The sequence below is a fragment of the Pseudoxanthomonas yeongjuensis genome (assembly GCF_010093345.1).
GTDB classification, from domain to species: Bacteria; Pseudomonadota; Gammaproteobacteria; order Xanthomonadales; family Xanthomonadaceae; genus Pseudoxanthomonas_A; species Pseudoxanthomonas_A yeongjuensis.
The window spans coordinates 472,501-497,513 of the sequence record NZ_PDWT01000003.1 but is presented as its reverse complement, the minus strand read 5'-3'; the positions used below and the strand labels follow the sequence as shown (position 1 = coordinate 497,513).

General features: G+C 66.5%; 23 protein-coding genes. 10 read left to right on the top strand and 13 right to left on the bottom strand.

Features of this window, described 5'->3' with window-relative positions; all coding sequences use genetic code 11:
• Positions 1 to 8: 8 nt before the first annotated feature.
• The 3 genes from CSC74_RS11805 (at position 9) to CSC74_RS11795 (ending at position 5,190) form a co-directional block, all read left to right on the top strand.
• Complete coding sequence (locus CSC74_RS11805; protein WP_162314645.1) at positions 9 to 1,862, top strand: M48 family metallopeptidase; 1,854 nt, start codon at positions 9 to 11, stop codon at positions 1,860 to 1,862.
• A 61-nt stretch (positions 1,863 to 1,923) separates the two neighbouring features.
• Entirely contained in the window at positions 1,924 to 3,813 is a 1,890-nt protein-coding gene (speA, locus tag CSC74_RS11800) for an arginine decarboxylase (RefSeq protein ID WP_162314644.1), read from the top strand.
• 225 nt (positions 3,814 to 4,038) lie between these two features.
• Positions 4,039 to 5,190: an acyltransferase family protein gene (locus CSC74_RS11795; protein WP_162314643.1), complete on the top strand. Its 1,152-nt coding sequence runs from the start codon at positions 4,039 to 4,041 to the stop codon at positions 5,188 to 5,190.
• Between the two features lie 90 nt (positions 5,191 to 5,280).
• Here CSC74_RS11795 and CSC74_RS11790 read toward each other — a convergent pair whose 3' ends face one another.
• From CSC74_RS11790 to radC, 8 genes are all read right to left on the bottom strand, one after another.
• Entirely contained in the window at positions 5,281 to 6,030 is a 750-nt protein-coding gene (locus CSC74_RS11790; protein ID WP_162314642.1) for an SDR family NAD(P)-dependent oxidoreductase, read from the bottom strand.
• 141 nt (positions 6,031 to 6,171) lie between these two features.
• Positions 6,172 to 6,753 (bottom strand): methyltransferase family protein, encoded by a 582-nt coding sequence (locus CSC74_RS11785; protein WP_162314641.1) that lies wholly within the window; start codon positions 6,751 to 6,753, stop codon positions 6,172 to 6,174.
• A gap of 28 nt (positions 6,754 to 6,781) precedes the next feature.
• The gene (locus CSC74_RS11780; protein ID WP_162314640.1) at positions 6,782 to 7,216 is read right to left on the bottom strand and encodes an EamA family transporter; all 435 of its coding nucleotides are present in this window, start codon (positions 7,214 to 7,216) and stop codon (positions 6,782 to 6,784) included.
• A gap of 77 nt (positions 7,217 to 7,293) precedes the next feature.
• Positions 7,294 to 8,070 carry an SPOR domain-containing protein gene (locus CSC74_RS11775; RefSeq protein ID WP_162314639.1) on the bottom strand — a complete coding sequence of 259 codons (777 nt, stop codon included), beginning with the start codon at positions 8,068 to 8,070 and terminating at the stop codon, positions 7,294 to 7,296.
• A gap of 15 nt (positions 8,071 to 8,085) precedes the next feature.
• Positions 8,086 to 9,774, bottom strand: coding sequence for an arginine--tRNA ligase (gene argS, locus CSC74_RS11770; RefSeq protein WP_162314638.1), 1,689 nt, complete (start codon positions 9,772 to 9,774; stop codon positions 8,086 to 8,088).
• A gap of 66 nt (positions 9,775 to 9,840) precedes the next feature.
• A complete protein-coding gene (locus tag CSC74_RS11765) occupies positions 9,841 to 10,227 on the bottom strand; it encodes a type II toxin-antitoxin system HicB family antitoxin (RefSeq protein WP_162314637.1) in 387 nt (128 codons plus the stop codon).
• Between the two features lie 13 nt (positions 10,228 to 10,240).
• A complete protein-coding gene (locus CSC74_RS11760) occupies positions 10,241 to 10,420 on the bottom strand; it encodes a type II toxin-antitoxin system HicA family toxin (protein WP_162314636.1) in 180 nt (59 codons plus the stop codon).
• A 47-nt stretch (positions 10,421 to 10,467) separates the two neighbouring features.
• On the bottom strand, positions 10,468 to 11,142 hold the full coding sequence (radC, locus tag CSC74_RS11755; protein ID WP_162314635.1) for a RadC family protein: 675 nt from the start codon (positions 11,140 to 11,142) through the stop codon (positions 10,468 to 10,470).
• 96 nt (positions 11,143 to 11,238) lie between these two features.
• Here radC and coaBC point away from each other — a divergent pair, with 96 nt between their 5' ends.
• The 3 genes from coaBC to CSC74_RS11740 are packed head-to-tail and all read left to right on the top strand — an operon-like array spanning position 11,239 to position 15,269.
• Entirely contained in the window at positions 11,239 to 12,465 is a 1,227-nt protein-coding gene (coaBC, locus tag CSC74_RS11750) for a bifunctional phosphopantothenoylcysteine decarboxylase/phosphopantothenate--cysteine ligase CoaBC (protein ID WP_162314634.1), read from the top strand.
• The gene (dut, locus tag CSC74_RS11745; protein WP_162314633.1) at positions 12,462 to 12,932 is read left to right on the top strand and encodes a dUTP diphosphatase; all 471 of its coding nucleotides are present in this window, start codon (positions 12,462 to 12,464) and stop codon (positions 12,930 to 12,932) included. Before coaBC ends, dut begins: the two co-directional genes overlap by 4 nt.
• A gap of 15 nt (positions 12,933 to 12,947) precedes the next feature.
• A complete protein-coding gene (locus CSC74_RS11740; protein ID WP_162314632.1) occupies positions 12,948 to 15,269 on the top strand; it encodes a phosphomannomutase/phosphoglucomutase in 2,322 nt (773 codons plus the stop codon).
• 258 nt (positions 15,270 to 15,527) lie between these two features.
• Here CSC74_RS11740 and CSC74_RS11735 read toward each other — a convergent pair whose 3' ends face one another.
• Together CSC74_RS11735 and pyrE are read right to left on the bottom strand one after the other, a co-directional pair.
• Positions 15,528 to 16,196, bottom strand: a complete 669-nt coding sequence (locus tag CSC74_RS11735) for a hypothetical protein (RefSeq protein WP_162314711.1) — start codon at positions 16,194 to 16,196, stop codon at positions 15,528 to 15,530.
• A gap of 40 nt (positions 16,197 to 16,236) precedes the next feature.
• Positions 16,237 to 16,908, bottom strand: coding sequence for an orotate phosphoribosyltransferase (gene pyrE / locus CSC74_RS11730; RefSeq protein ID WP_162314631.1), 672 nt, complete (start codon positions 16,906 to 16,908; stop codon positions 16,237 to 16,239).
• Between the two features lie 138 nt (positions 16,909 to 17,046).
• Here pyrE and CSC74_RS11725 point away from each other — a divergent pair, with 138 nt between their 5' ends.
• Genes CSC74_RS11725 through CSC74_RS11715 form a run of 3 tightly spaced genes read left to right on the top strand, consistent with a single transcriptional unit; the run spans position 17,047 to position 19,438 of the window.
• Positions 17,047 to 17,820 (top strand): exodeoxyribonuclease III, encoded by a 774-nt coding sequence (locus CSC74_RS11725; RefSeq protein WP_162314630.1) that lies wholly within the window; start codon positions 17,047 to 17,049, stop codon positions 17,818 to 17,820.
• Positions 17,817 to 19,211, top strand: coding sequence for an AmpG family muropeptide MFS transporter (locus CSC74_RS11720; protein ID WP_246193178.1), 1,395 nt, complete (start codon positions 17,817 to 17,819; stop codon positions 19,209 to 19,211). The genes CSC74_RS11725 and CSC74_RS11720 overlap by 4 nt, the downstream gene beginning before the upstream one ends.
• Positions 19,208 to 19,438, top strand: coding sequence for a hypothetical protein (locus tag CSC74_RS11715; protein ID WP_162314629.1), 231 nt, complete (start codon positions 19,208 to 19,210; stop codon positions 19,436 to 19,438). Before CSC74_RS11720 ends, CSC74_RS11715 begins: the two co-directional genes overlap by 4 nt.
• A gap of 1 nt (position 19,439) precedes the next feature.
• Here the strand turns inward: CSC74_RS11715 and CSC74_RS11710 are convergent, their stop codons facing one another.
• Positions 19,440 to 20,570, bottom strand: a complete 1,131-nt coding sequence (locus CSC74_RS11710; RefSeq protein ID WP_162314628.1) for an anhydro-N-acetylmuramic acid kinase — start codon at positions 20,568 to 20,570, stop codon at positions 19,440 to 19,442.
• Between the two features lie 85 nt (positions 20,571 to 20,655).
• Complete coding sequence (locus CSC74_RS11705; protein ID WP_162314627.1) at positions 20,656 to 22,104, bottom strand: M23 family metallopeptidase; 1,449 nt, start codon at positions 22,102 to 22,104, stop codon at positions 20,656 to 20,658.
• 187 nt (positions 22,105 to 22,291) lie between these two features.
• On the opposite strand from CSC74_RS11705, the gene tyrS reads away from it, so the two are divergent.
• Positions 22,292 to 23,515 carry a tyrosine--tRNA ligase gene (gene tyrS, locus CSC74_RS11700; RefSeq protein ID WP_162314626.1) on the top strand — a complete coding sequence of 408 codons (1,224 nt, stop codon included), beginning with the start codon at positions 22,292 to 22,294 and terminating at the stop codon, positions 23,513 to 23,515.
• Between the two features lie 549 nt (positions 23,516 to 24,064).
• Here tyrS and CSC74_RS11695 read toward each other — a convergent pair.
• Positions 24,065 to 24,514 carry a PaaI family thioesterase gene (locus CSC74_RS11695; protein ID WP_162314625.1) on the bottom strand — a complete coding sequence of 150 codons (450 nt, stop codon included), beginning with the start codon at positions 24,512 to 24,514 and terminating at the stop codon, positions 24,065 to 24,067.
• Positions 24,515 to 25,013 lie beyond the last annotated feature (499 nt).

Genomic DNA, 25,013 nt, shown 5'->3' with positions numbered 1-25,013 from the left:
GGCGTGGAATGCGATCGGCGGAATCGAAGCGCAAGCTGGTGGAACGGCTGGAGCGGGAGGCGGAAGCGGCGCCTGCGCGATACCGTTTCAAGCTGACGATGCTGGCGGCACTGGGCTATGGAGTGTTGGCGGCGGCGCTGGCGCTCACGCTGGGCCTGCTGGCATTCATCGTGCTGTACATGCTGATCGTGCGCCCGCCGGCCGATCCCTGGATCGCCCTCCCGATCATCGTGCTGGGAATGACCGGCACCATCGTCCTGCGCTCGGTATGGATCAGGTTCGTGCCGCCGGAAGGCCACCACCTGCAGCCTGGCGAAGCGCCGGAACTGCGCGCCGAGATCGAACGCGTGCGCAGCGCGGTAGGCGCCGGATCAGTGCACGGCATCGTCATCAATGCCGAACTCAATGCCGCGGCCGCCTATGTGCCCGACGGCCTGGCGCTGTGGCGCCAGCGCCATTACCTGGTGCTGGGGCTGCCGCTGCTGCAGGCGCTGGACCGGCGCGAACTTGCCGCGGTCATCGCCCATGAGTTCGGCCATTTCCACGGCGGGCATGGACGCTTCGCCGGATGGATCTACCGGCTCCGCGGCAGTTGGCAGCGACTGATGGAGGGCATGGCCGGCGAAGGCGTCTGGGGCGGCCAGCTGCTGTGGTTGTTCTTCCGCTGGTATGCGCCGTACTTCGACGCGTACAGCTATGTGCTGGCACGCCGCCACGAATATGCCGCCGATGCGGTGGGTGCGCAGGTGGCCGGCGCCGAGGCGATGGCCAGCGCGCTGGTACGGATCGAGCTGGCGTCGGACTGGCTGCATGGCGAGTTCTGGCCGGAGGTGGAGCGTTCGGCGCGCATGCAGTCGTATCCGCCGATGGAAATGCAGGAGCGGCTGGCCGAACGCTTGCAACGGGGCCTGCCGGCGCGCGCGCGCATTCCCGCGCGGCTGCTCGGCCGCGAACCGGGACTGGACGACACCCATCCGACCCTGGAGAAGCGCCTGGCGGCGTTGCGGATCGACCCGTCGCTGGCAATCGAACGGAACGCCACGGAATCGGCATCCACCCTGCTGGGCGAGCGCCTGGTTCCGCTGAGGGAACGCTTCAGCCGCGAATGGCAGGCCGCGGCCAGACCCGAATGGCAGGCGCTGCATCGCCAGTCGGAGATCGAACGCAATCGCCTGGCCGAACTGGAAGCGCAGCCTGGCCATACCGCCAACGAAGCGATCGAACTGGCTTGCCTTTCGGAAGATCACCGCCTCGGCGTCGATGCCTTGCCGCTCTACCTGTCGGCGCTGGAGCGCGTGCCTTCCGACGCGCGTGGCCAATACCGCCTCGGCGCGCTGCTGCTCAAGCGCGAGCGCGAAGCCGAAGGCATCGAACGCCTGCAGCGGGCCATGGAGCTGGACGCATCGTTGATACCGCCGGTACTACGCTGCCTGGATGACTACGCACGCGGCTTGCCGGCGGAATCGGCGGTTGTCGCAACGATCGAAACCCTGCGTGCACGCTATCTGCCGCAGCTGCGCGAGCCCGAGACCCGCCACGCACCGGTGGGCGACGAGGATCTGCTTCCGCACGCCCTGGAGGCCGCGCAACTGCGCGATCTGGCGCGAACGCTGGGAGGCTACGAGAAAGTCCGCAGCGCCTGGATCGCGCGCAAGCGGCTGCAGGGCGCCGAGGTGATGCCGCATTACCTAGTCGTGCTGGACTGGGCGGGTTCGGTGGCCAGCGAGCGGGCCGCCTTGCCGCGTATCGCCAGCCAGTTGGCGTTGTCCGGCAGTTGCACCGTGCTCACCCTCACCAGCGAGGCGGCGCTCGCGCGCCGGATCAAGCGGATCGTCGGCGAACCGGCTTACCAGCGCCCGTAACCGGAGCGGCATGACGACGGCGTTAGAATGCGCGTCCGTTTTCGCCACCAGAGCCCGCCCCATGTCCAGTTGGTCCCTCGACCAGGCCCGCAAGACCTATTCCATCCCGCATTGGGCGGAAGGGTATTTCGACGTGGACGCGGCCGGGCATGTGGTGGTCAGTCCCCGGGGCGGGCAAGGCAGGGCGATTTCGCTGCCGGAGATCGTCGACAGCGCCCGCGCCAACGGCGCCCGCATGCCGTTGCTGGTGCGCTTCCCGGACATCCTCGGCGACCGCCTGGGCAAGCTGCAGGCGGCATTCGCCCAGGCCCAGTCCGAGTGGGAATACGCCGGCGGCTACACCGCGGTCTACCCGATCAAGGTCAACCAGCATCGCGGCGTGGCCGGTACCCTGGCTTCGCACCACGGCGAAGGCTTCGGCCTGGAAGCGGGCAGCAAGCCCGAGTTGATGGCGGTGCTGGCCCTGTCGCGACCCGGCGGGCTGATCGTCTGCAACGGTTACAAGGACCGCGAATACATCCGCCTGGCCCTGATCGGCCGCAAGCTGGGACTGCAGACCTTCATCGTGATCGAGAAGCCATCCGAGCTGGCGCTGGTGATCGAAGAGGCCAAGGCGCTGGGCGTGAAGCCGGGCCTCGGCGTACGCATGCGCCTGGCGTCACTCGGCGCCGGCAAGTGGCAGAACAGCGGCGGCGACAAGGCCAAGTTCGGCCTGTCTCCGCGCCAGGTCCTGGACCTGTGGAAGTCGCTGCGCGATGCCGGCCTGCAGGACACCCTGGGCCTGCTGCATTTCCACATGGGCTCGCAGATCTCCAACGTGCGCGACATCGCCAACGGCATGCGCGAGGCCACGCGCTATTTCGTCGAGCTGTCCAAGCTCGGCGCGGCCATCAGCCATGTCGATGTCGGCGGCGGCCTCGGCATCGATTACGAAGGCACGCGTTCGCGCAGCTACTGCTCGATCAACTACGGCCTCAACCAGTACGCGTCCAACATCGTGCAGCCGCTGGCCGAAGCCTGCGAGGAACACCAGCTGACGCCGCCGCGCATCGTCACCGAATGCGGCCGCGCCATGACCGCGCACCACGCGGTGCTGATCGCCAACGTGTCGGAAGTGGAGCAGGCGCCGGAAGGCCGGGTGCCGCCGGCGCATGACGACGAGCCGGCGGTGATCCGCCACCTGCGCGAAATCCACGGCGAACTCGATTCGCGCCCGGCGGTGGAGCTGTTCCACGATGCCCAGCACCACCACAGCGAAGGCCTGTCGCTGTACGCGCTGGGCCAGATCGACCTGACGCACCGCGCCCGCATCGACGACCTTTTCTACGCGATCGCCCACGCGGTGCGCGCGCGCCTGGACAGCAGCGAGCGCAACCACCGCGACCTGCTCGATGAACTCAACGAGCGCCTGGTCGACAAGTACTTCGTCAACTTCAGCGTGTTCGAATCGATTCCGGACGTGTGGGCGATCGACCAGGTGTTTCCGATCCTGCCGATCGAACGCCTGGACGAAGCGCCGCAGCGCCGCGGCGTGATCGCCGACATGACCTGCGATTCGGACGGCATGATCAAGACCTACGTGGAGAACGAAGGGCTGGATTCCTCGCTGCCGCTGCATGCGTTGAATCCGGGCGAAAGCTATCGCCTCGGCTTCTTCCTGGTCGGCGCCTACCAGGAGATCCTCGGCGACATCCACAACCTGTTCGGCGACACCGACACGGTGGAAGTGAAGCGCGAGGGCGACGGTTTCAGCATCAGCCAGCAACGCCGCGGCGACACCACCGACGTGATGCTGGATTACGTGGGCTATGCGCTCGCCGATCTGCGTGCGGCATATGCCGAGCGGGTGGCCATGGCGGAGTTGCCGACGGAAGAAGCGAAGATGCTTGCCGAGGCGCTGGAAGCGGGGCTGACGGGTTACACCTATCTGTCGGATGAGCCGCTGAGCTGAAAGCTCTTGCCCCCTCCCTTTGCGAAGCAAGGGGAGGGTTGGGGAGGGGTTGCTCTTGATCTTGCTTTTAAAGCACTCCGCGAAGAGCCAAGATCAAGATCAAGAGCCAACCCCCTCCCAACCTCCCCCTCCCCGCTGCGCGGGCAAGGGGAGGGGCTAGAAGCATCGCTTCCGACACGCACGCAGCCTCCTCGTTCCTGCCAACCACCAACGGAATCCCACTCCGTGAAATACCCCGGCCTCGACCTCCTGCGCGCCCTCGCCATCGTCTGGGTGATGCTGTTCCACTCCTTCCTCGTCGGCGGCCTGGGCGAGGACTACAGCTGGCTTTCCCGTTACGGCTGGATGGGCGTGGACCTGTTCTTCGTGCTCAGCGGCTTCCTGATCGGCGCCCAGGTGCTGGCGCCGCTGGCGCGGGGCGGGCGCTTGTCGTTCCGCGATTTCTATATCCGCCGAGCGTTCCGCATCCTGCCGGCGTTCTGGGTGGTGCTGGCGCTGTACCTGGCGTTCCCGGTGTTGCGCGAAGCGCCGGGGCTGGAGCCGTGGTGGAAGTTCGCCACCTTCACCATGAATCTGTCGATCGACTACGCCAACAACGCCGCGTTCTCGCACGCCTGGTCGCTGTGCGTGGAGGAGCATTTCTACCTGGTGTTCCCGCTGCTGGCATGGGCGATGCTGCGCAAGCCTTCGGCGGCGAAATTCGTCGGCTTGTGCGTGCTGCTGGTGGTGGCGGGAATCGCGCTGCGCAGCGTCACGTGGCTGCACGACACCGCGCTGGCCGCGAACGGCGGCCTGCAGCGCAACTGGTTCGTCGAGGACATCTATTACCCGACCTGGGCCCGGCTCGATGGACTGCTGGCCGGCGTGGTGCTGGCCGCGTGCAAGGTGTTCCGCCCGCAGTGCTGGGAGCGCGTGCAGGCGCAGGCCAATACGGTGCTGCTGCTCGGCCTGGGCGTGATGGCTGCGGCGCTGTGGCTGTTCAAGCAGCGCACCGGTTTGCTGGGCAATGCGATCGGCTGGCCGGTGCTGGCGCTGGGGCTGGCGTTGCTGGTGTTCGCTGGTGCCGGCAACCGCAGTGTGATCGCGCGCTGGCGCGTGCCCGGTGCGGCGTGGCTGGCGGCGATTTCCTACAGCCTGTACCTGGTGCACAAGGCGGTGTTCCATCTGGTGGAAACCGCCTGGGGCCCAGCACTGGAAGGGCGTGGCGTAGTGGCGTTCTGCGTCTACGGCGCTGCCGCGCTGTTGGCCGGTGCGACGTTGTACTACGCGGTGGAGCGGCCGTTCCTGCGCTTGCGCGAACGCCTGCCGGTATTCGGGCGTGCGGTGGACGTGCCGGCTCCCGCCATCAAACCTTTCAGGGATACCGGCACGGCGTAGGAGCGTCCATGGGCGCGAGCTCTTCGTCCAGATCGCAGAACCCCGTGAAAGAGCTCGCGCCCATGGACGCTCCTACAGGGGCATCGATCGTCAGTGGCGATGGACCTGGAACGCCGGGAACGACTGCGTCACCGGCATGATTTCCAGCCGGTTGATGTTGAGGTGCGGCGGCAGGGTCGCGATCCAGAACAATTGTTCGGCGATGTCTTCGGCGGTCATCGGGTTGGCGCCGCCATAGACGCGGTCCGAGGCGGCCTGGTCGCCGTGGGTGCGGACCACGGTGAATTCGGTTTCGGCCATGCCCGGTTCGATGCTGGTCACGCGCACGCCGGTGCCGTGCAGGTCCGATCGCAGGCCCAGCGAAAACTGCTTCACGAAGGCCTTGGTCCCGCCATAGGTATTGCCGCCGGGATACGGATAGCTTGCCGCCACCGAGCTCATGTTGATGATCACGCCCTTGCGTTCGACCAGGGTCGGCAGCAGGCGATGGGTCAAGGTCACCAACGCGGTGATGTTGGTATCGATCATGGTGCGCCAGTCCTGCAGGCTGGCCTTCTGCGCGGGCGCGGTACCCAGGGCCAGGCCGGCGTTGTTGATCAGCACGTCGATGTCGCGGAAGCCTTCGGGCAGGGCCTCCAGCGCGGCCTCCAGCGCGGTTTCGTCGCGGATGTCGAACGCGGCGGCATGCACCCGGTCGGCACCGAACCGTTCGACCAGCGGCTGCAGGCGTTCGGCGCGGCGGCCGGTGGCGATCACCCGCCAGCCGGCGGCGGCGAAGCGTTCGACGGCGGCGGCGCCGAAACCGGAAGTGGCGCCGGTGATGAGGACGGTCTGGGTCATGGGGGAGTCTGTCGGAAGTGGTGAGTGCAGGAAAAGCAATGTACTAAAAATACGTTTGCGATGAGCGCCGCATCAAAGCCTGCCCCGTGCTCGATACGGGGTCCGGGGCAAGCCCGCCACGAACGGGATTCTTCGCAGCCGTCACCAGACGAAGGGAATCAGCCGCTTGGTCTGCCGCGCATACTCGGGATACTGCGCGGGGAATGCCTCGGCCAGAACGCGCTCCTCGATGCGTATACGCCGCAGGAACGCGATGGTCACCGGCACCATCACCACCAACAGCGACCACAGATTGCCCAGAGCCAGGCCGAAACCGAGGAAGGTCATCAGCGCGCCGGTGTAGGACGGATGCCGCAGCAGGCGATAAGGACCGCGACGGATCAGTTCATGGCCTTCGCGAATGGCGACATCGACGGTGAAGAAATCCGCCAGCACGCGGATCGACCAGAAGCGCAGCATCATGCCAGTGGCCATCAACAGCAGGCCGATCCAGAGCAGCGGCAGGCGTACGGCGCCGAAGTGGCCACCGGCGCGGGAGGACAGCCACACGGCGATGCCGATGCACAGATAGATGGTCACCAGCAGCATGCGCAGGGTGCCGCTGTCGCGCGAGCGCGAGCGGTCGCCGGAGCGGCGGCTCCAGCCCAGCCAGATCTCGCCCGCGGCCCAGATCGTGGTCAGCGCGACGAACAGTTTGCCGGCGAGGGAGGCGATGTCGATCATGGCCTGCTCCGTTCCAACGTTCTCCGGCTCACCGCTTGAACGCCATGAGCACGATCCCGGCACTGACCAGGCCCACGCCCAGCCATTCGCGGCTGTCGAGCCGTTCGTGCAGGAAGGCCAGGGCGAACAGCGCCACCAGCACCAGGCTGCCCTTGTCCACGGCGGCGACCTTGGACGCGTCGCCGGCCTGCAAGGCGCGGAAATAACAGACCCAGGAAGCGCCGGTGGCGAGGGCCGAAGCCAGCAACCAGCCCCAGGTGGAAGCAGAGACCGAGGCCGGTGGCCGCCACTTGCCGCTGCCGAGCACGAACGCGGCCAGCACCAGCAGGATCATCGCTGTGCGGACCAGGGTGGCGAAATCGGAATTGATGTCCTGCAATCCGGCCTTGGCGAAGATCGCGGTCAAGGCGGCGAATACCGCCGAGAGCAGCGCCCAGAACAACCATTGCGAACTGGCGGCCATGGTCCGGTTTTCCTGTCGCGGGAATCCAAGGATACCCCTGCGACGAGACTGCCCGGACTACTGGGCATCGCGCGGTGTTACTGCGCCTTGATCGCCATCGCCGGCAATCCGCCGCTGGCGAGTTTGCGCTTGGCTTCGGCCAGTTCGCTGGCGCTGCCATACGGCCCCATGCGCACGCGGTACACGGTCTTGGCGCCGATCCGCGCCGATTCCACCCGTGCCGACAAACCCAGCAGCGCGATCTTCGCCTTGGTGGATTCGGCGTCGCCGGAGGCGCCGAAGGCGCCGGCTTGCAGGATGTAGCGCGCATCGCTGACGGGTGCGGCGGCGCCGCTTGACGGCGTGGCGGTTGTGGCGGACGCGGTCGTGGCAACGGTCGTGGCCGCGGCTGAGGCCGGCGCAGCCGCTGGCGTCTCCACTATCGGGGTCGGATTGCCGCTACCGGAGGGAGTCGCGGCAGCTGCGGCTGCCTTCTGCGCACGCGCTGCGCTGGCCTGTTCCTCGCGCGCGCTGGCGGCGAGTTCGGCGTCGGACATCTGCACTTCCTTGCCGGGAAGCAGGTCGTAGAACTCGTACTGGGTTTCCTTGGCCGCGGAGTCGTCGACCTTCGCCTCGGGTTGCGAAGTGGCGGTGGAGGTTTCCGGGGCGATGGCGTCGGCATCGGCCACCTGCGCCGGCAAGGCATCGGGATTGGGTTGCGGGCGGAAGAAGCCGTCGCCGTCCTTCTTCATCAGCCCGGGGACGATGAAGAACGCCGCTGCGCCCAGCACCAGTCCCGCGATCAGCCACACCCAACCCGGCGTGCCGTTGCCCGAATTGCGCCGCGCCTGGTTCTTGTTGCGTCGTGCCGCCATCCAACTACTCTCCAATCACATCTTTTCGGGGGCGCTGACGCCCAGCAATTCCAGTCCGTTGGCCAGCACCTGCCGCGCCGCGCAGGCCAGGGCCAGTCGCGCGTCGCGGGTATCGGCGTCTTCCACCAGCGCCTTCACTTCGTGGTACCAAGTGTGGAAAGCATAGGCCAGTTCGCGCAGGTATTGCGCGACGAGGTGCGGTTCGAGCAACTGTCCGGCGTTCTCCACCACTTCCGGGTAGCGCGACAGTTCCACCATCAGCAACAGCGAATGTTCGTCGTCGAGCAAGCCGAGCCCGGCCAGGCCGTTGCCCTGGTCGTAGCGGTAGCCCTGCGCGACGGCCTTGTCGAGGATGCTGAAAACGCGGGCATGCGCGTATTGGACGTAATAGACCGGATTGTCCTTGCTCTGTTCGCGGGCCAGGTCGATGTCGAAGGTGAGTTGCGAGTCGGGCTTGCGCGCGATCAGGAACCAGCGGGTGGCGTCGCGGCCGGCTTCCTCGATCAGGTCGCGCAGGGTGAAGTAGCTGCCGGCGCGCTTGGACAGCTTCACTTCCTCGCCGCCGCGCATCACCGTGACCATCTGGTGCAGCACGTATTCCGGCCAGCCCTTGGGGATGCCGACATCCAGCGCCTGCAGGCCGGCGCGCACGCGCGCCAGGGAGCCGTGATGGTCGGCGCCGAGCTCGGTGATCGCGCGTCGGTAGCCGCGCTGCCACTTGGACAGGTGGTAGGCCACGTCCGGCACGAAATAGGTGTAGCTGCCGTCGGACTTGCGCATCACCCGGTCCTTGTCGTCGCCGAAGTCCGTGGTCTTCAGCCACAGCGCGCCGCCTTCCTCGTAGGTGTGGCCGGAGGCGTTCAGGCGCTCGACCGTTTCTTCCACCTTGCCGTCGGCGTACAGCGAGCTTTCCAGGAAGTAGGTGTCGAAGGACACGTCGAACGCGGCCAGGTCGCCGTTCTGTTCACGGCGCAACGCGGCCACGGCGAAGCGGCGGATCGCGTCGCGGTCGTCCGCGTCCTTCGCGCCGGTGATAGCGTGGCCGTCGGATTCCACGGTCTCGCCCTTCAGATAAGCGTCGGCGACGTCCTGGATGTAGTCGCCGCGATAGCCGGCTTCCGGCCAGCCGGCGTCGTCGGGCTTCAGGCCCTTCGCGCGGGCCTGCACGGAGAGCGCGAGATTCTCGATCTGCACGCCGGCGTCGTTGTAGTAGAACTCGCGGCGCGTGTTCCAGCCGTTGGCCTGCAACACCCGCGCGATGCAGTCGCCGATCGCGGCGGCGCGGCCGTGGCCGACGTGCAGCGGGCCGGTGGGATTGGCGGAAACGTATTCCACGCCTGCCGTTTTTCCTTCGCCGGAGGCGTTGAGGCCATAGGCATGGCCTTGTTCCAGCGCGGTCGCCACCTCGCGCTGGTAGGCGGCGGGGCTCATGTGGAAATTGATGAAGCCCGGTCCGGCGATCTCGACCCTGGCGATATCCGCATTGACCGGTAACGCGGCAACCAAGGCCTGCGCCAGTGCGCGCGGGTTGCTGCGCGCCGGCTTCGCCAGCAGCATCGCCGCATTGGTCGAGAAATCGCCGTGCTCGCGGGTCTTGGGGCGTTCGACCACGAAATCCGGGGTGGCGGTGTCGGCCGGCAGGGTGCCGGCGCTGCGCAGGGCGTCGATGCCCTGGGCGATCAGGGCGCGGAGTTGGGATTTCAAAGGAGTTCTGCTGGAAACGCGGATAGCGCGGAATAGGGAATTTTAGCCGAGTACGGGCTTGCGGTCTCAGCCGATCGCCATCCTGGCGATATAGCCGGAACGGGTTTCGCCAGCTTCCCTGGCCTTGCGGTCGAGCCGGCGCAGGACCCGACGTGGCAGAGTGATGTTGACGCGCTCGATGGTGTCGTCCAGCTGCGCCGGATCCACGGTCACCAGGCCGAACAACCAGCCGGCATAGGCGGCCTGGTTGCGGATGTCGTCCACGGACGAGGGCTTGGGAATGGCGTGGCCGGCGTCGAGGGCGGCATCGATCCACAGGGTCGCCGCGGCTTCGGCGTTGTCGATGGCTTCATCCAGCGTGTCGCCGGCGGAGAAGCAGCCGGGCAGGTCGGGGATGGCGACACCGAAGGCGGTAGCGCCGCTCCCGGTTTCGATCGCGATGGGATAACGCATGAAGGTGGCCTTTCTATAAGCCGGCTTGTTTTCGGATAGCCGCGACCAGGCCTTTGCCAAGGTCTTTCTTCGGATGCGGTACCACCAGCGTGCCGGGGCGCCGTGGATGCTGGAACGCAGGGTGCGAGCCGCGCGTGCGGACGAGTGCCCAGCCGGCCGCTTCCAGTTCGCGGATCAGCACCTTGCTGTTCACTTGGTGTGTATCGTACGCACCAAGGGTCGGGTGTCAACGGCACGCACTCAGACCCACCCCCGCGACGCCAGCGACACCGCCGGTCCGTCGCCGATCACGAAATGGTCCAGCAGGCGCACCTCGACCAGCGCCAGCCCCTGCTTCAGGCGGGCGGTGACCGCGCGGTCGGCGGCGGAAGGTTCCGCGTCGCCGGAAGGATGGTTGTGGCCCACGATCACCGCCGCCGCGTTGTGGAACAGGGCGCGGCGCGCGACTTCGCGCGGATGCACTTCGGCGCCGTCGACCGTGCCCTGGAACAGCTCCTCGAACGCCAGCGCACGGTGGCGGGTGTCGAGGAACAGGGCAGCGAAGACCTCGTGCCCGCGTCCGCGCAGGCGCTGGGCGAAATAGCGGCCGGCGCTGGCCGGGTCGGTGAGCACTTCGCCGCGTTCCAGCGCGGCGGCCAGGTGGCGATGGCCGAGTTCCAGTGCTGCGGCCAGCTTGCAGGCCCGGGCCGGACCCAGCCCGGGCAGGCCGGCGAGGCCGACCGGATCGTTTTCCAGCAGGGCGCGCAGCGGACCGTGGGTGGCCAGCAGTTCGCGCGAAGTCTGCACCGCGTCGCGGCCGCGCAGACCCGAACCCAGAAAGATCGCCAGCAATTCGGCATCCGACAGCGTGCCGGCGCCGTGGGCCAGCAGCTTCTCACGGGGACGTTCTTCGGCGGGCCAGTCGCGTATGTGCATATGACCAGCTTGGCGGGCGTCATGCCCCGGCGGTATCAGGCGGGCTGGGTGCATCGGGTAAGCTAACTGCCTGTACGGTGATAGGAATTCCCCGACGTGGCAAAAGAATCGGAAAGCCACTTGAAAGGCCGGCATGTACTGCTCTGCGTAGGCGGCGGCATCGCCGCCTACAAGGCGCTGGAACTGGTGCGCCGGTTGCGCGACGCCGGGGCCGAGGTGCAGGTGGCGATGACTGCCGGCGCCCAGCATTTCGTCACCCCGCTGAGCTTCCAGGCACTGTCCGGCAGCCCGACCCGCACCAGCTTGTGGGATAGCGCGGCCGAAGCGTCGATGGGCCATATCGAACTGGCGCGCTGGGCCGACCGCATCGTCATTGCCCCGGCCACCGCCGACCTGCTGGCCAAACTGGCGAATGGGTTCGCCGACGACCTGGTGACTACTTTGTGTCTGGCCACTACCGCGCCGATATCCATTGCCCCGGCGATGAATCATCGAATGTGGCTGCACCCGGCCACCCAGGCCAACCTCGCCACCCTTCGCGGGCGTGGTGTGCAGGTAATCGGTCCCGAAGATGGCCCCCTGGCCGAAGGCGAATCCGGTCCGGGTCGCCTGAGCGAGCCGGAAGACATCGTTGCCGGCCTGCTTGCCGCCAATGCCGCGACGCCGGCAACCGACAACGCCTTGAAGGGCCTGAAAGTGGTAGTCAGCGCTGGCCCGACCTACGAAGACCTGGATCCGGTCCGCTACCTCGGTAATCGCAGCAGCGGCAAGATGGGTTTCGCGGTGGCCGCCAGCGCGCGCCGGCGCGGGGCCGAAGTGGTGCTGGTCGCGGGTCCGGTCCACCTGCCCACGCCAGCGGGAGTGAAGCGCGTGGACGTGCGCTCGGCCGCACAGATGCATGAAGCGGTGTTCGCCGCATTTCCCGCCGACATCTATATCGGCGCCGCCGCCGTTGCCGATTACACCCCGCGCGCGCCGGCCGCCAACAAGATCAAGAAATCGAACGAATCGCTGGCCCTGGATCTGGTGCGCACGCCGGACATCCTCGCGGAGGTCGCCGCGCAGACCCAGGGACTGAAGCTGGTCGTCGGCTTCGCCGCCGAAACCGAGAATGTCGCCGGCTACGCGCGCGGCAAGCTGGTGGCCAAGCGCCTGGACCTGATCGTGGCCAATCGCGTCGGCGTGGCCGATGGCGGTTTCGAAAGCGATCAGAACGCGATGACCGCGTTCTGGCAGGACGGCGAACGGGTCTTCGCGCCCGGCCCGAAGACCCGGCTGGCCGACGAACTGGTCGACCTGATCGTGGAGCGCCTGGACGCATGAGCGCTCCCATCGTCCAGGCTATCGAGGTCAAGCTGCTGGATCCGCGCTTCGGCGATGAATGGCCGTTGCCGGCCTATGCGACCGCCGCCAGCGCGGGCATGGATCTGCGCGCTGCCGTGGAGGCGCCGCTGACCCTGGCTTCGGGCGACACCGCCCTGGTTCCCAGCGGCATTTCCATCCACCTGGCCGATCCGCATCTGTGCGCGGTGGTACTGCCGCGCTCGGGTCTGGGCCATCGCCATGGCATCGTGCTCGGCAACGGCACCGGCCTGATCGATGCCGATTACCAGGGCCCGTTGCTGATCAGCGTGTGGAATCGCAGCGCCGAGGCCTTCACCATCCAGCCCGGCGACCGCATCGCGCAACTGGTTGTGCTGCCCATCACGCGGGTAAGCTTGCAGGTAGTGGATACTTTTGCGGATAGCGCGCGTGGCGAAGGGGGCTTCGGTCACACAGGCGTCCGCTGAACGGGGCGACAGGAAATGGCTGAGAACAAATCGGGCAAGTCGCATTCGCCGGCTTCGGACCTGCGGCGCGCGCTGCCCATGCTGGCGGCGCTGTTCGCCTTGCTCGCCCTCTGGCTGGGATGGAGCGGTGTACGCCAATGGCAGGATGCCCGGCTGGCCGAAGGCCTGACCCAGGCGCGCGACTCGGTGCTGGCTTCTGCCCAGAAAACCCTGGATGCGCAGGCCAGGCAACTCGCCGATCGGCTTGCGGCCGCACCGGTGCAGACCGCTTTGCGTGCCGGCGATACCGCCTCCGTGGCCGCAGCGATCAGCGAAGGCTGGAAAGGCGCGGGCCAGGCGCAGATCCTGCCGGCCGACCTGGATGAGGCGTACTCGCCGACCTCGCAGGTCGGCTTCAGCAAGCTGGCCTTGCTTGAAGCCGCGCTGGCCGAAGGCAAGCCCGTCGCCAGGGTGGTTCGCGAAGGCCAGCGCAGCGCGCTGGGGGTCGCTGCACCGGCGCAGGGCAGCGTCGCCTACGTGAGCCTGCCCCTGAGCGTCTTGACCGACGGCCTGGACCACGCCGACGTTCCTTCCCAGGCTTATGTCGCGCTGCGCCAGGGTAGCTACACCGTGCAGCAGAAAGGCAGCGCCAGCCTGGCCGACGCGGCCGAGGGTCTGGCCCGCCCGGTCGGCAAGACCGGGCTGCGCGTGGTCGCCGCGACTCCCGACAGCAGTGAGGGCCCGATGGGCCTGGGTGCCATTTCCAGCCTGGTGGGGGCGACGATCTGCGGATTGCTGGCCGTGCTGGTCTTGCTGGTGGCGCGCGGACGCCTGAACCTGCGGCCCCGTGCGAGCGGTGCCGCCAGCGACGACGAGCCCACCTTGGGCCAGAGCCTGGAACGCGAACCCTTGCCGCGGGCGTCGGCTCGTGAGGCCGTCGACGACAGCGGAACGAATGCCGTGGCTCCAGCCGGCAAGCGCATCGACGTGGACCCGGGCATCTTCCGCGCCTACGACATCCGTGGCGTGGTCGGAGCCACGTTGAGCGTGGAAGTCGCCGAGCGCATCGGCCAGGCCATCGGCTCGGTGATGGAAGAACAGGGCCTGGACGACATCGTGGTCGGCCGCGACGGCCGCCTGTCCGGCCCCGAGCTTTCGGGCGGCTTGATCGAGGGCCTGCGCAAGGCCGGCCGCAACGTGATCGACATCGGCCTGGCGCCGACCCCGGTGGCCTATTTCGCCGCCTACCACCTGCGCACCGGCAGCAGCGTGGCGGTCACCGGCAGCCACAATCCACCCGACTACAACGGCTTCAAGATCGTGATCGGCGGACAGACCCTGTCCGGCGAAGCCATCACCGACCTGTACACGCGGATCAGCGAGAACCGTCTGCACCAGACCGCGCTGCCCGGCACGCTGGCCGAGCGCGACGTATCGGCCGACTATATCCAGCGCATCGCCGACGACGTGCAGCTGGATCGCCGCCTGAAGGTGGTGGTGGATGCCGGGAATGGCGTGGCCGGCGAAATCGCCCCGCAGCTGCTCGAAGCCATCGGCGCGGAAGTCATCCCGCTGTTCTGCGACGTGGACGGCACTTTCCCCAACCACCATCCCGATCCCAGCGATCCGCACAACCTGGAAGACCTGATCCAGACGGTGAAACGCTTCGATGCGGATCTCGGCCTGGCCTTCGATGGCGATGGCGATCGCCTGGGCGTGGTGACGAAGGAAGGCGAAATCATCTTCCCCGACCGCCTGTTGATGCTGTTCGCCGCCGATGTGCTGGAACGCAACCCCGGCGCGCTGGTGATCTACGACGTGAAGTGCACCGGCAAGCTGCAGGGCTGGATCCTGCGCCACGGAGGCACCCCGCTGATGTGGCAGACCGGCCATTCGCTGATCAAGGGCAAGATGCGCGAAACCGGCGCCGAACTGGCCGGCGAGATGAGCGGGCATTTCTTCTTCCAGGAGCGCTGGTACGGCTTCGACGACGGCCTTTATTCGGCCGCGCGGCTGCTGGAAATCCTGGCTGCGCGCGCGGAGACGCCCAGCGAAGTGCTCGATGCGCTGCCCAACGCGTTGTCCACCCCGGAGATCAAGGTGCCGGTGGAAGGCGATGCGCATGGAATCGTGGCGCGCTTCGTCGCCAGCGTGCAGTTCGAAGGCGCGCGCCTGACCACCATCGACGGCCTGCGCGCCGACTGGGAAGACGGCTGGGGACTGGTCCGGGCTTCCAACACCACCCCGATCCTGGTGCTGCGCTTCGAGGCCGACAACAAGGAAGCATTGGCCCGGATCATGGACGACTTCCGCGCTCATCTGGCCAAGGTCGCGCCGGAAGTGAAAGCCGCGTTTTGATTCAAGCAACGATGAAGGTGCGTCTTGAGCCGCACCCTTGCGGGTTCGACTGATTCATCCGTCGGAACTCACCGGGGCAGAAGCCAGATACCGGCAGGCGTAGGAGCGACGTGAGTCGCGATGGAGACAACGAAAAGAATTCATTCGCGACTCACGTCGCTCCTACGCGCTCCCGGGCGTCTTGCGCTCAGGACTTGACTCCGCTTCTGAAATTTCGCGGCGACAGGAAGGCGGGTCTAGTCCCGCCCTGCGCTGGATTCACTTGGTCCTGGCTTCCGCCATCGCAGTTCCGGCATCCGCGGCCGGCGGCGCCGTTTCGACACCCTTCAATTCGCGGTAGCGACGGGTGATGTCGGTGATCTCGACATCCAGCTCCGCGCGCTGCCGCTCGAAACTGGCCTGCAATTGACGCTGGCGCAACAGCTCGCGATGGCGGCTGCGGATGTTGTCGGCCATCGCCGGCGCGACCGGCTTGCCATCCAGTTCGCGATCGCCCGCGGTCTGCAGCAGGCTCACCAGGCCTTCGCGCAGGCTGGTGACGTTGTAGCGCGCGGTGCGGATGCTGTTGTCGACGATGCTGGTGCGCTCATTGAAGACCCGGCGCAGATCGTCCTCGCTCTGGTACGACATCAGCATGGCCTGTTCGGTGCGGCGCCGGGTATCGGCGGCGGCCTGGTCGACCTGGCGCTGCTGTTCGTCGGAAGCGGCTTGCGCGCGCTCCTCTTCGCTCATCGCGCGTGCCACTTCGGCGGTGCGCATCCCGCTTTTGGCGCTGATTTCCACGCGCGCGCGATTGACCGCATCGGCCGGCAACGCGTCGCTGCAGACCCGCTGGCCGTTCTCGTTCCAGCAATAGAGCTTCTTGACCGGCGCGCCGGCTTTCTGCGCCAGCGCCGGCGAGGCAATCGCGGCGCCCAGCAGCAGCAGCAGCAATGGATTTTTCGACATGTCCGGCGACCCCTCGCGCTCAGTCCGATGAACCGCTGCCATAACTCGCACGATAGGCAAGCAGGCGGTCGCGGTGGGTGACAAGTTCAGCGCTTTCGCCGGCGAAAGCAAGCAGGTCGTGAAGATTCGCGACCGCGATCACCGGCACGCCGGTTTCGGCGGCCACGGCCTGTGCGGCCGAGCGACGATCGGTGGCAGCGCCGGCTTCGCCGAGCATTTCCTGGCGGTCCAGTGCGACGACTATCCCTGCCACCCGGCCGCCGCCGGCCTGGATCAGGCCCAGCGCCTCGCGGATGGCGGTGCCGGCGGTGATCACGTCATCGACGATCAGCACCTGGCGCTCCTCCAGCGGCGCGCCGATCAGCATGCCGCCCTCGCCATGGGCCTTGGCTTCCTTGCGGTTGAAGGCCACGGGCAGGTCGCGGCCGCGGCGCGAGAATTCGCAGGCCAGCGCCGTCGCCAGCGGGATGCCCTTGTACGCGGGGCCGAACAGCAGGTCGAACCGGACTCCCGAGGCCTCCACCGCATCGGCGTAGCAGGCGGCCAGTTCCGCCAGCCGGGCGCCGCTGTCGAAGCGGCCGGCGTTGAAGAAATACGGGCTCAGCCGGCCGGACTTCAGGGTGAATTCGCCGAAGCGCAGGGCCTGGGAATGCAGGGCCAGTTGCAGGAAGCGGCTGCGGTGATCGCTCATGGGCGTGTTCTACGGTGGGGTGTCGGCAAGCCTAGCCCAAAGCCGCCGCGGCCGGCCACTCCGCGACGCGTCCCGCATCGCAGCCTGCGCATCGCAGTTCGTGCACAATCGGGCTTTAAATCTACGACAAGCGTGTCCATGCGAATCATCAGCTTCAACGCCAATGGCCTGCGTTCGGCGGCCAGCAAGGGTTTCTTCGACTGGTTCGCGGCGCAGGACGCCGACGTGCTCTGCGTGCAGGAAACCAAGGCCCAGGAACACCAGCTGGCCGGCCCCGAGTTCCTGCCGAAGGGTTACAAGGCCTGGTTCCGCGACGCCAGCACCAAGAAGGGCTACAGCGGCGTGGCCATCTACAGCAAGCGCGAGCCGGACGAGGTGCGCACCGCGCTGGGCTGGGCGGAATTCGACGAGGAAGGCCGCTATCTGGAAGCGCGCTACGGCAACCTGAGCGTGGTCTCGTTCTATATCCCGTCCGGTTCCTCGGGCGAGTTGCGCCAGGGTTTCAAGTTCCAGGTCATGGAGTGGCTGGCGCCGATCCTGGAGGAGTGGCGCAACAGCGGCCGCGACTACGTGCTGTGCGGCGACTGGAACATCGTGCGCTCGGCGCTGGACATCAAGAACTGGAAATCCAATCAGAAGAACTCCGGCTGCCTGCCGGCCGAGCGCGACTGGCTCAACGGCTTGTGCATCGACGAGGGCGGCTGGGTCGACGCCTATCGCGCGCTGCACGCCGAGGGCCAGGACTACACCTGGTGGAGCAATCGCGGCGCGGCGCGCGCCAACAACGTCGGTTGGCGGATCGACTACCAGATCGTCACGCCCTCATTGCGCGGCAAGCTGAAGGCCTGCTCGATCCATACCGCATCGCGGTTCTCGGACCATGCGCCATTCATCGTGGACTACGCCCTTTGAACCAGACCGCGGCGAAACCCGCGCGCACCGGCTGGCGACTGGTGCTGGCCAACCTGCGCCAGCCCAAGGTGCTGGTGATGTTGCTGCTGGGCTTCAGCTCCGGCATCCCGATCTACCTGGTGGGCAACACGCTGGGCTTCTGGATGCGCGAGAACGGCATCGAGCTGTCCACCATCGGCTTCCTGTCATGGGTGGGCCTGGCGTATTCGCTGAAGTTCCTGTGGGCGCCACTGGTCGACAATCTCGACGCGCCGGTGCTCGGCCGCTGGCTGGGTCGGCGCCGCGGCTGGATGCTGCTGTCGCAACTGGTCGCTGCCGCAGCACTGGTCGGTATGGCGCTGGTGCAGCCGCGCGAAGGCCAGCTGATGCTGGGGGGCTTGGTCCTCGACCAGTTGCTGGTGTTCGGCGCGCTGGCGCTGGTGGTGGCGTTCGCCTCGGCCACCCAGGACATCGTGATCGACGCCTGGCGCATCGAAAGCGCCGACAGCAACGAGCAGCAGGGGTTGCTGACTTCGACTTCGACCCTGGGTTATCGCGGTGCGCTGCTGGTCACGGATGCGCTGATCCTGATCTTCGCGGCGAATATCGGCTGGTCCGCGTCGTACGAAATCATGGCGCTGCTGCTGGGCGTGGGCGTAGTGGCCACATTGATGGCGCGCGAGCCGGCGGCATCGGTGCTGGCCGCCGCAACGCCGCATCCGGCGCTGTTCACGCCGAAGGGCTTGTTCGATGCCCTGGTCGGGCCGTTCGTCGCGTTCTTCCGCCAGCACGGCAGCTGGGCGCTACTGATGCTGCTGACCATCAGCCTGTACCGGCTGCCCGATTTCGTGATGGGGCCGATGGCCAATCCGTTCTATGCCGACCTGGGGATCGCCAAGGAAACCGTCGGCGCGGTGCGTGGCTCGGTCGGGCTGGTCGCGACCATCCTCGGCATTGCCGCCGCCGGCCTGTGCGCGGTGCGCTATGGCTTCGTGCCGACGCTGCTGGCCGGCGCGGTGCTTGGCCCGGGGTCGAATCTGGCGTTCGCCTACCTGGCCCTGCATGGCGCCGACGAAGGCGTGTTCGCTACGGCGATGATCATCGACAACTTCTGCAGCGGATTCGCCGGGGTGGCCCTGGTCGGCTACATGTCCAGTCTGACCAACATCGGTTACACCGCGACCCAGTACGCGTTGCTCAGTTCGTTCTATGCATTGCTGGGCAAGATGCTGAAGGGCTTCTCGGGCGTGGTGGTGGAGCACCTGGAGACGGGCAGGACCCTGCTTGAAGCGTATTCCCTGTTCTTCGTCGGCACGGCGCTGGTCGGCATTCCCGCGCTGTTGTTGTGCATACGCCTCACCATGCGCAACCATGGCTCCACCGACGGGGCCGCGCAGCGGGAGGCCGCATGACCGACATCGTGATGAAGGACATAGATCCGGTGCTGGCCGACCGCATCCGCCGCGTGGCCGACGCGCGGGGCTGGAACATGCATGACACCCTGTTCCACCTGCTCGAGCAGGGATTGTTCGTCACCGAGGCCGAGGTCCGCAGCGGATTCAACGACAGGGAAGTGGATGTACTGTCGGCGGCGATCACCGCGCTGAAGGATGTGCCGCGCGGGCACGGCTTCGACTGAATCAAGCCGGGTAGATCGCACCGAGCACCCGCAGGCCCTTCGCCCCGGTCACGCCGGGCAGGTTGCCGGGCCGTCCGGCCAGGGTTTCCCGCGCCAGCCAGGCGAAACCCATGGCTTCCACGTAATCCGGATCCAGCCCATGGGCTGCCGTGGATTCCACGATCGCCCCCGGTATCCGCGCCGAGAGCCGCGCCATCAGCGCGGCGTTGTGGACCCCGCCACCGCAGACCAGCACGCGCGCCGTCTCCGGTTGCGTGGCCTGCAGGGCGTCAGCCACCGTGATTGCGGTCAGTTCCAGTAAGGTCGCCTGCACCTCGGCGGGGCGCCCGGCCGCGTCGCCCAGTCGCGATTCCAGCCAGGGCAGGTGGAACTGTTCGCGCCCGGTGCTCTTGGGCGGCGGCAACGCGAACCACGGATCGTCCAGCAACCGCGCGAGCAAGTCAGCATCGACATTGCCGCTGGCGGCGAAGGCGCCGTTGGCATCGTAAGGCTTGCCGGTGTGGCGCTCGCACCACGCATCCATCAGCGCATTGGCCGGGCCGGTATCGAAACCGCGCACAGGGCCAGGCTCCTGACCAGCGTGTTTCGGAAGCAGGGTGAAATTGCCGATGCCGCCCAGGTTCAGCACCGCGCGGTCTTCTGACGCCGACTGCAGCCTCGCAGCGTGGAAGGCCGGCATCAGCGGCGCGCCGTGACCGCCCGCGGCGACATCGCGTCTGCGGAAATCGGCGACGGTGGTTATGCCGGTGCGTTCGGCGATGACATTGCCGTCGCCCATCTGCCAGGTGAAGGCGCTTTTCGATTCGGGCCGGTGGCGCACGGTCTGCCCATGCGAACCGATCGCGCGTACCTCGCCGGGATCGATCCCGGCTTCCTTGATCGCCTGCATGGCGACATCGGCGAAGATGCGGGCCAGAGTGGTGTCCAGTTCGCCCAATTCATCCAGCGAGGTCGCGCCGCCGCCCTGGCCCAGCGCGATCAGGTGCGCGCGCAGGGCGGGGTTCCAGGGATAGGTACGGCCGAAAACCAGTTCGCAATCGGGCTCGAAGCGCACCAGCGCGGCATCGATGCCGTCGGCGCTGGTACCGGAAATCAGGCCCAGGTAGAAGAGCTGGGCGGGGTGGTCGGGCATGCGTTGGCCGGCAGGGAGGCGATGGATTTCGCGGGGCCAAGCATCGCGCCCCGGACCTGCGCCCACAAGGGCGCGGTCCTGGGTATCAGCGCTTCCTGGTGGTGAGCGCAGTGGCCATTGCGGTCTTCTGGGCCGGTGCTGGCGCCTGGTCCACGTCCGCGTAGATGATGTTTTCCACCGTGCGGATCCGCGCCAGCGCATTGGCGGTATAGGTGCGGAACGAAGCCAACTGCGCGCCGGCCAGCGGTTCCGGCGGCGGCATGGTGATCGACAGCGGGTTGCGGTGCACGCCGTTGACCCGGAATTCGTAATGCAGGTGCGGGCCGGTGGCCATGCCGGTGGAGCCGACGTAGCCGATCACCGTGCCCTGGGCGATGCGCTGGCCGGCCCTGATCTTGCCGAAGCGCGACATGTGCCCGTACAGAGTGGTGTAGCCGCGGCCGTGGTCGAGGATCACGACGTTGCCGTAGCCGTTCTGCCGGCCCACGAACTGCACCCGCGAATCGCCCGCGGCCATGATCGGGGTGCCGGTGGAAGCGGCGTAGTCCACGCCCTTGTGCATGCGCATCTTGCCCAGGATCGGGTGCTTGCGCGCGCCGAAGCGCGAGCTGAGTCGCGCATAGGGAATCGGCATGCGGATGAAGGTCTTCTTCAGCGGGCGTCCCTGCGCGGTGAAGTATTCGGGCTTGTCGCCGGGACGCGCGTAACGGAAGCCGGAATACAGCTTGCCGTCGACGGTGAAGGTCGCCGCCTGCACCGGGCTGGTGCTGACCAGCTCGCCTTCGCGCCAGGTCTGCTCCACGACCACGCTGAAACGGTCGTCGGCGTCCAGGTCGGAGTTGAAGTCGATGTCGTACTTGAAGATCTCGTCGGTCATCGAATTGATGTTGGCCGCGGTCAGGCCGGCCTTGCGCGCGGAGCGGTTGAGCGAACGGCCGACCTTGCCGCTCAGCACCACGGTGCGGGTGGTGGTTTCGCGGGCGACCACTCTTTCCTTGAGCTTGTCGCCATCGAGCGTCAGTTCGACGCGATGATCGGCGTCGCGGTCGTAGCGCAGGCTGCGCAGGCCGCCCGCGACCGGAAGATCGAAAGCCAGTTCGGTGCCGGGCTTGAGTTTCTTGGCCAGCGCGGTTTTAGCATCGGCGTTCTCGAGGATGCGCTGCAGGGTTTCCTTGGGGATGCCCAGGTCCTTGAACAGCGAGGAAAGCGTCTGCCCGGATTTCACTTTCACTATCTGCCAGCTGTCGCCGACGACTCCTGCCTGGCGCGTGCTGGATAGTTCCGGCAGATCCAGGCTCAGCACGGCGTAGGGTTCGGCGGCCGGCACCTGCGTCACCGTGGAAAAACCGGGCACGATGGTCGCGACCATCACCCCGATGGTGGTGAACAGACTGGCGTGGATCCACTGCCGGCGCGTCCATCGTCTTGCCGAGAGGTGCGCTCTCACTTGATGATGCAGCGCGGAGTCGCGGAGGATCTCCAAGCGTTCCTTGAAACGCTGCGTGCGGCCGGGGCCGTCAACGTGGTTGTGCATCTGGCGGACTTCCCCGGGCCCAAGACGGCGAGCCCAATCGCGGTACCATAAACACACGAAATGTTCGCGTCAAACCATTGAGTCGAATGGCTTTTTTGACTGGCGTCACGATTAACTTTGGTTTAACTTCAGATTCACCTTTGTCAGCAAGCCCTTGCGCCTGTTCATAAATTTGGAAGCCCAGCCCTTGCCTCACACAGAAGCACTTGAACTGATCGGCCGCGGCGCCGACGAAATCCTGAAGCGCGAGGAGCTCGAAGCCCGACTCGCCGCATCCATGAAAGCCGGGGGCCGCCCTTTGCGGATCAAGGCAGGATTCGACCCCACCGCCCCGGACCTGCACATCGGCCACACCGTGCTGCTGAACAAGATGCGTCAGTTCCAGGAGCTGGGGCACCAGGTGATCTTCCTGATCGGCGACTTCACCGGCATGATCGGCGATCCCAGCGGCAAGAACGTGACCCGCAAGCCGTTGACCCGCGAGGATGTGGAGGCCAACGCCCACACCTATGCCGACCAGGTGTTCAAGGTCCTGGACCGCGACAAGACCGAACTGCGCTTCAATTCCGAGTGGTTCGGACAGATGTCCGCCGCCGACATGATCAAGCTGGCCGGCCAGCACACCGTGGCGCGGATGCTGGAGCGCGACGATTTCGCCAAGCGCTACGCCGCCCAGCAGTCGATCGCGATCCACGAATTCCTCTATCCATTGGTCCAGGGCTACGACTCGGTGGCGCTGAAGGCCGATGTCGAACTGGGCGGTACCGACCAGAAATTCAACCTGCTGATGGGCCGCGGCCTGCAGGAGCACTATGGGCAGCCACCGCAGATCGTGTTGACCATGCCGTTGCTGGAAGGCCTGGACGGGGTCAACAAGATGTCCAAGTCGCTGGGCAACTACATCGGCATCAGCGAGCCGGCCATCGATATCGTCACCAAGACCATGAAGATCGGCGACGAGCTGATGTGGCGGTGGATCGAGCTGCTCAGCTTCGATATCGGCGTGGCCGAAGCGAAATCCCTGCGGGCCGAAGTCGCCGCGGGCACGCTCAATCCCCGCGACATCAAGCTGCGCCTGGCGCGGGAACTGACCACCCGTTTCCACGATGCCGGGCAGGCCGAACAGGCCATCGCCGGCTGGCATGCGGTGGTCCGCGGTGAAGGCGATACCTCCTTGTTGCCTTTGCAGGACGTCAGCGTGCCTGCCGGAGGGCTGCGCATCGCCGCGCTGCTGACCGCCGCCGGCATCACTCCCAGCAACGGCGAAGCCACGCGCAAGCTCAAGGAGCGCGCGGTGCGCGTGGACGGCGCCGTGGTCGAAGACCCGCAGACCCACTTCGGTCCCGGCTTCGAGGGCGTATTGCAGGTCGGCAAGCGCAACTTCGCCCGCGTGCGTTTGCTGGCGGGCTGAAGGAACCGGCCAGCGCATGCAAAGCATGGTCGGTCGATGGCTCGGTGCGGGATTCGAGCGCCTGGATCCTTAATATTGCAGGCGTTTCACCTGCGCGGCGGCGTCCTGGCCGATGCGGTGGAGATAGCGCCGAGGCGGGGCCTGGCGCGCAAGCCCGGGATTCCGTTGCAACCGGGGCCGCACACGCTGCGGGACGTAATCGAGCCCGGCCATCTGCCATGGAGCTGTTGCTTCGACGCTCGCCAGCGCATGGATTCCACCTTCTGCCCGGTCGGTGCCTGGCCGGACGGGACGGCCTATGGGCTGGAGCAGGCCGGCCCGGTGCGGCTGGCAGCGGTCGAAGTGAGTATTGGCGTTGCCGCAAGGCCTGGCTCCATGGAGTCAAGCTGCCGCGGGTGCCGTTTCCTCGATCCGCTGCTTATATAGGTATATGCATCGAAGACAGACGCCATCGATTCCAGGTGACTTTCGCGATGCCGCTGCCGGGCAGCGTGCTGGCCTGCGGCGGAGTACTGGAAAGCAGGCCCACGCACGCCGAGCAACAGCTTTTCAGCTTTTCGCCGACAGGATCTGGCAAACCGCCTGGCACAGCGCCACGATTTTGCCTTCCGGATTGCGCGCTTCGCCGGTCAGGTAAAGCGTTGCGCGTGTGCGCTCGGTCAACCGCGCCACGCAGGTAATGAAGCTGGTTTCCGGCGTTACCGGGCGCAAATACTGTGTATTCAGCGAGCTGGTCACGCTGGGCGGCGCAATCAGGTACGAGAACGGTCCCAGCGTATTGTCCAGCGCCGCCACGATGTAGCCGCCCTGCATATGTCCCAGCGGATTGGCATAGCGCGGCAATGCCGGGAAACGCACGGTAAGCGAGACGCCTTCCTCATATTCCAGCGGTTCGCCCTGCATATCGAGAAGACAGGCGGGGGGAATCTGCAGGCTCATGCCTTCTGGAGCCATGGATTGCAGGCGCTCGCTGATGGTCTTGCCGGTGAGAAAAGCCATTGGAAGTTCCATTCGAGGGAGGAAATTTCCTGATTGTGGCCCAGCGGGCAGGCCGAAACCCTTGCTCCGTCTCGGCAGCTGTTCCCGCCCACAAAATTATTTCAATTACCCCCTTCCCAAAAGGATTTTCGCCGCCCATAATTCGCCCCCCTTGCAGCAGCGACGACGGTTTCGGCCGGTAAGCGACAGCAAGGGCGAAGCGGCAAAATCTCGGAAATGAGGTGTTGACGTTCTCGGAAGCCCCCCCTATAATGGGCGGCTCACTCGGACACACCGGCGCCAACACGGCAAGGGTCGAAACGAGGGAAGCAAAAAAATCTTGAAATAAGATGTTGACGCTTCCAGAAACACCCCGCATAATGTGCGGCTCACCTCGACGGAAACGACGGGGTCAACGAGGAAGGCGCTGAGGCCGACTTCGAAGCTCTTTGACAGTGTGCGCAGGTGACTTGTGTGGACGCCTGCAGGAAGGACTAGCTGTCCATCTTGCAGACGTTCG

What these genes read in the sequence shown, in the direction of transcription:
- CSC74_RS11805 (WP_162314645.1), top strand. Translation starts at nt 9, where the DNA reads ATGCGATCGGCGGAATCGAAGCGCAAGCTGGTGGAACGGCTGGAGCGG.
- speA (WP_162314644.1), top strand. Translation starts at nt 1,924, where the DNA reads ATGTCCAGTTGGTCCCTCGACCAGGCCCGCAAGACCTATTCCATCCCG.
- CSC74_RS11790 (WP_162314642.1), bottom strand. Translation starts at nt 6,030, where the DNA reads ATGACCCAGACCGTCCTCATCACCGGCGCCACTTCCGGTTTCGGCGCC.
- CSC74_RS11785 (WP_162314641.1), bottom strand. Translation starts at nt 6,753, where the DNA reads ATGATCGACATCGCCTCCCTCGCCGGCAAACTGTTCGTCGCGCTGACC.
- CSC74_RS11780 (WP_162314640.1), bottom strand. Translation starts at nt 7,216, where the DNA reads ATGGCCGCCAGTTCGCAATGGTTGTTCTGGGCGCTGCTCTCGGCGGTA.
- CSC74_RS11775 (WP_162314639.1), bottom strand. Translation starts at nt 8,070, where the DNA reads ATGGCGGCACGACGCAACAAGAACCAGGCGCGGCGCAATTCGGGCAAC.
- CSC74_RS11765 (WP_162314637.1), bottom strand. Translation starts at nt 10,227, where the DNA reads ATGCGTTATCCCATCGCGATCGAAACCGGGAGCGGCGCTACCGCCTTC.
- radC (WP_162314635.1), bottom strand. Translation starts at nt 11,142, where the DNA reads ATGCACATACGCGACTGGCCCGCCGAAGAACGTCCCCGTGAGAAGCTG.
- dut (WP_162314633.1), top strand. Translation starts at nt 12,462, where the DNA reads ATGAGCGCTCCCATCGTCCAGGCTATCGAGGTCAAGCTGCTGGATCCG.
- CSC74_RS11740 (WP_162314632.1), top strand. Translation starts at nt 12,948, where the DNA reads ATGGCTGAGAACAAATCGGGCAAGTCGCATTCGCCGGCTTCGGACCTG.
- pyrE (WP_162314631.1), bottom strand. Translation starts at nt 16,908, where the DNA reads ATGAGCGATCACCGCAGCCGCTTCCTGCAACTGGCCCTGCATTCCCAG.
- CSC74_RS11725 (WP_162314630.1), top strand. Translation starts at nt 17,047, where the DNA reads ATGCGAATCATCAGCTTCAACGCCAATGGCCTGCGTTCGGCGGCCAGC.
- CSC74_RS11715 (WP_162314629.1), top strand. Translation starts at nt 19,208, where the DNA reads ATGACCGACATCGTGATGAAGGACATAGATCCGGTGCTGGCCGACCGC.
- CSC74_RS11710 (WP_162314628.1), bottom strand. Translation starts at nt 20,570, where the DNA reads ATGCCCGACCACCCCGCCCAGCTCTTCTACCTGGGCCTGATTTCCGGT.
- CSC74_RS11705 (WP_162314627.1), bottom strand. Translation starts at nt 22,104, where the DNA reads ATGCACAACCACGTTGACGGCCCCGGCCGCACGCAGCGTTTCAAGGAA.
- CSC74_RS11695 (WP_162314625.1), bottom strand. Translation starts at nt 24,514, where the DNA reads ATGGCTTTTCTCACCGGCAAGACCATCAGCGAGCGCCTGCAATCCATG.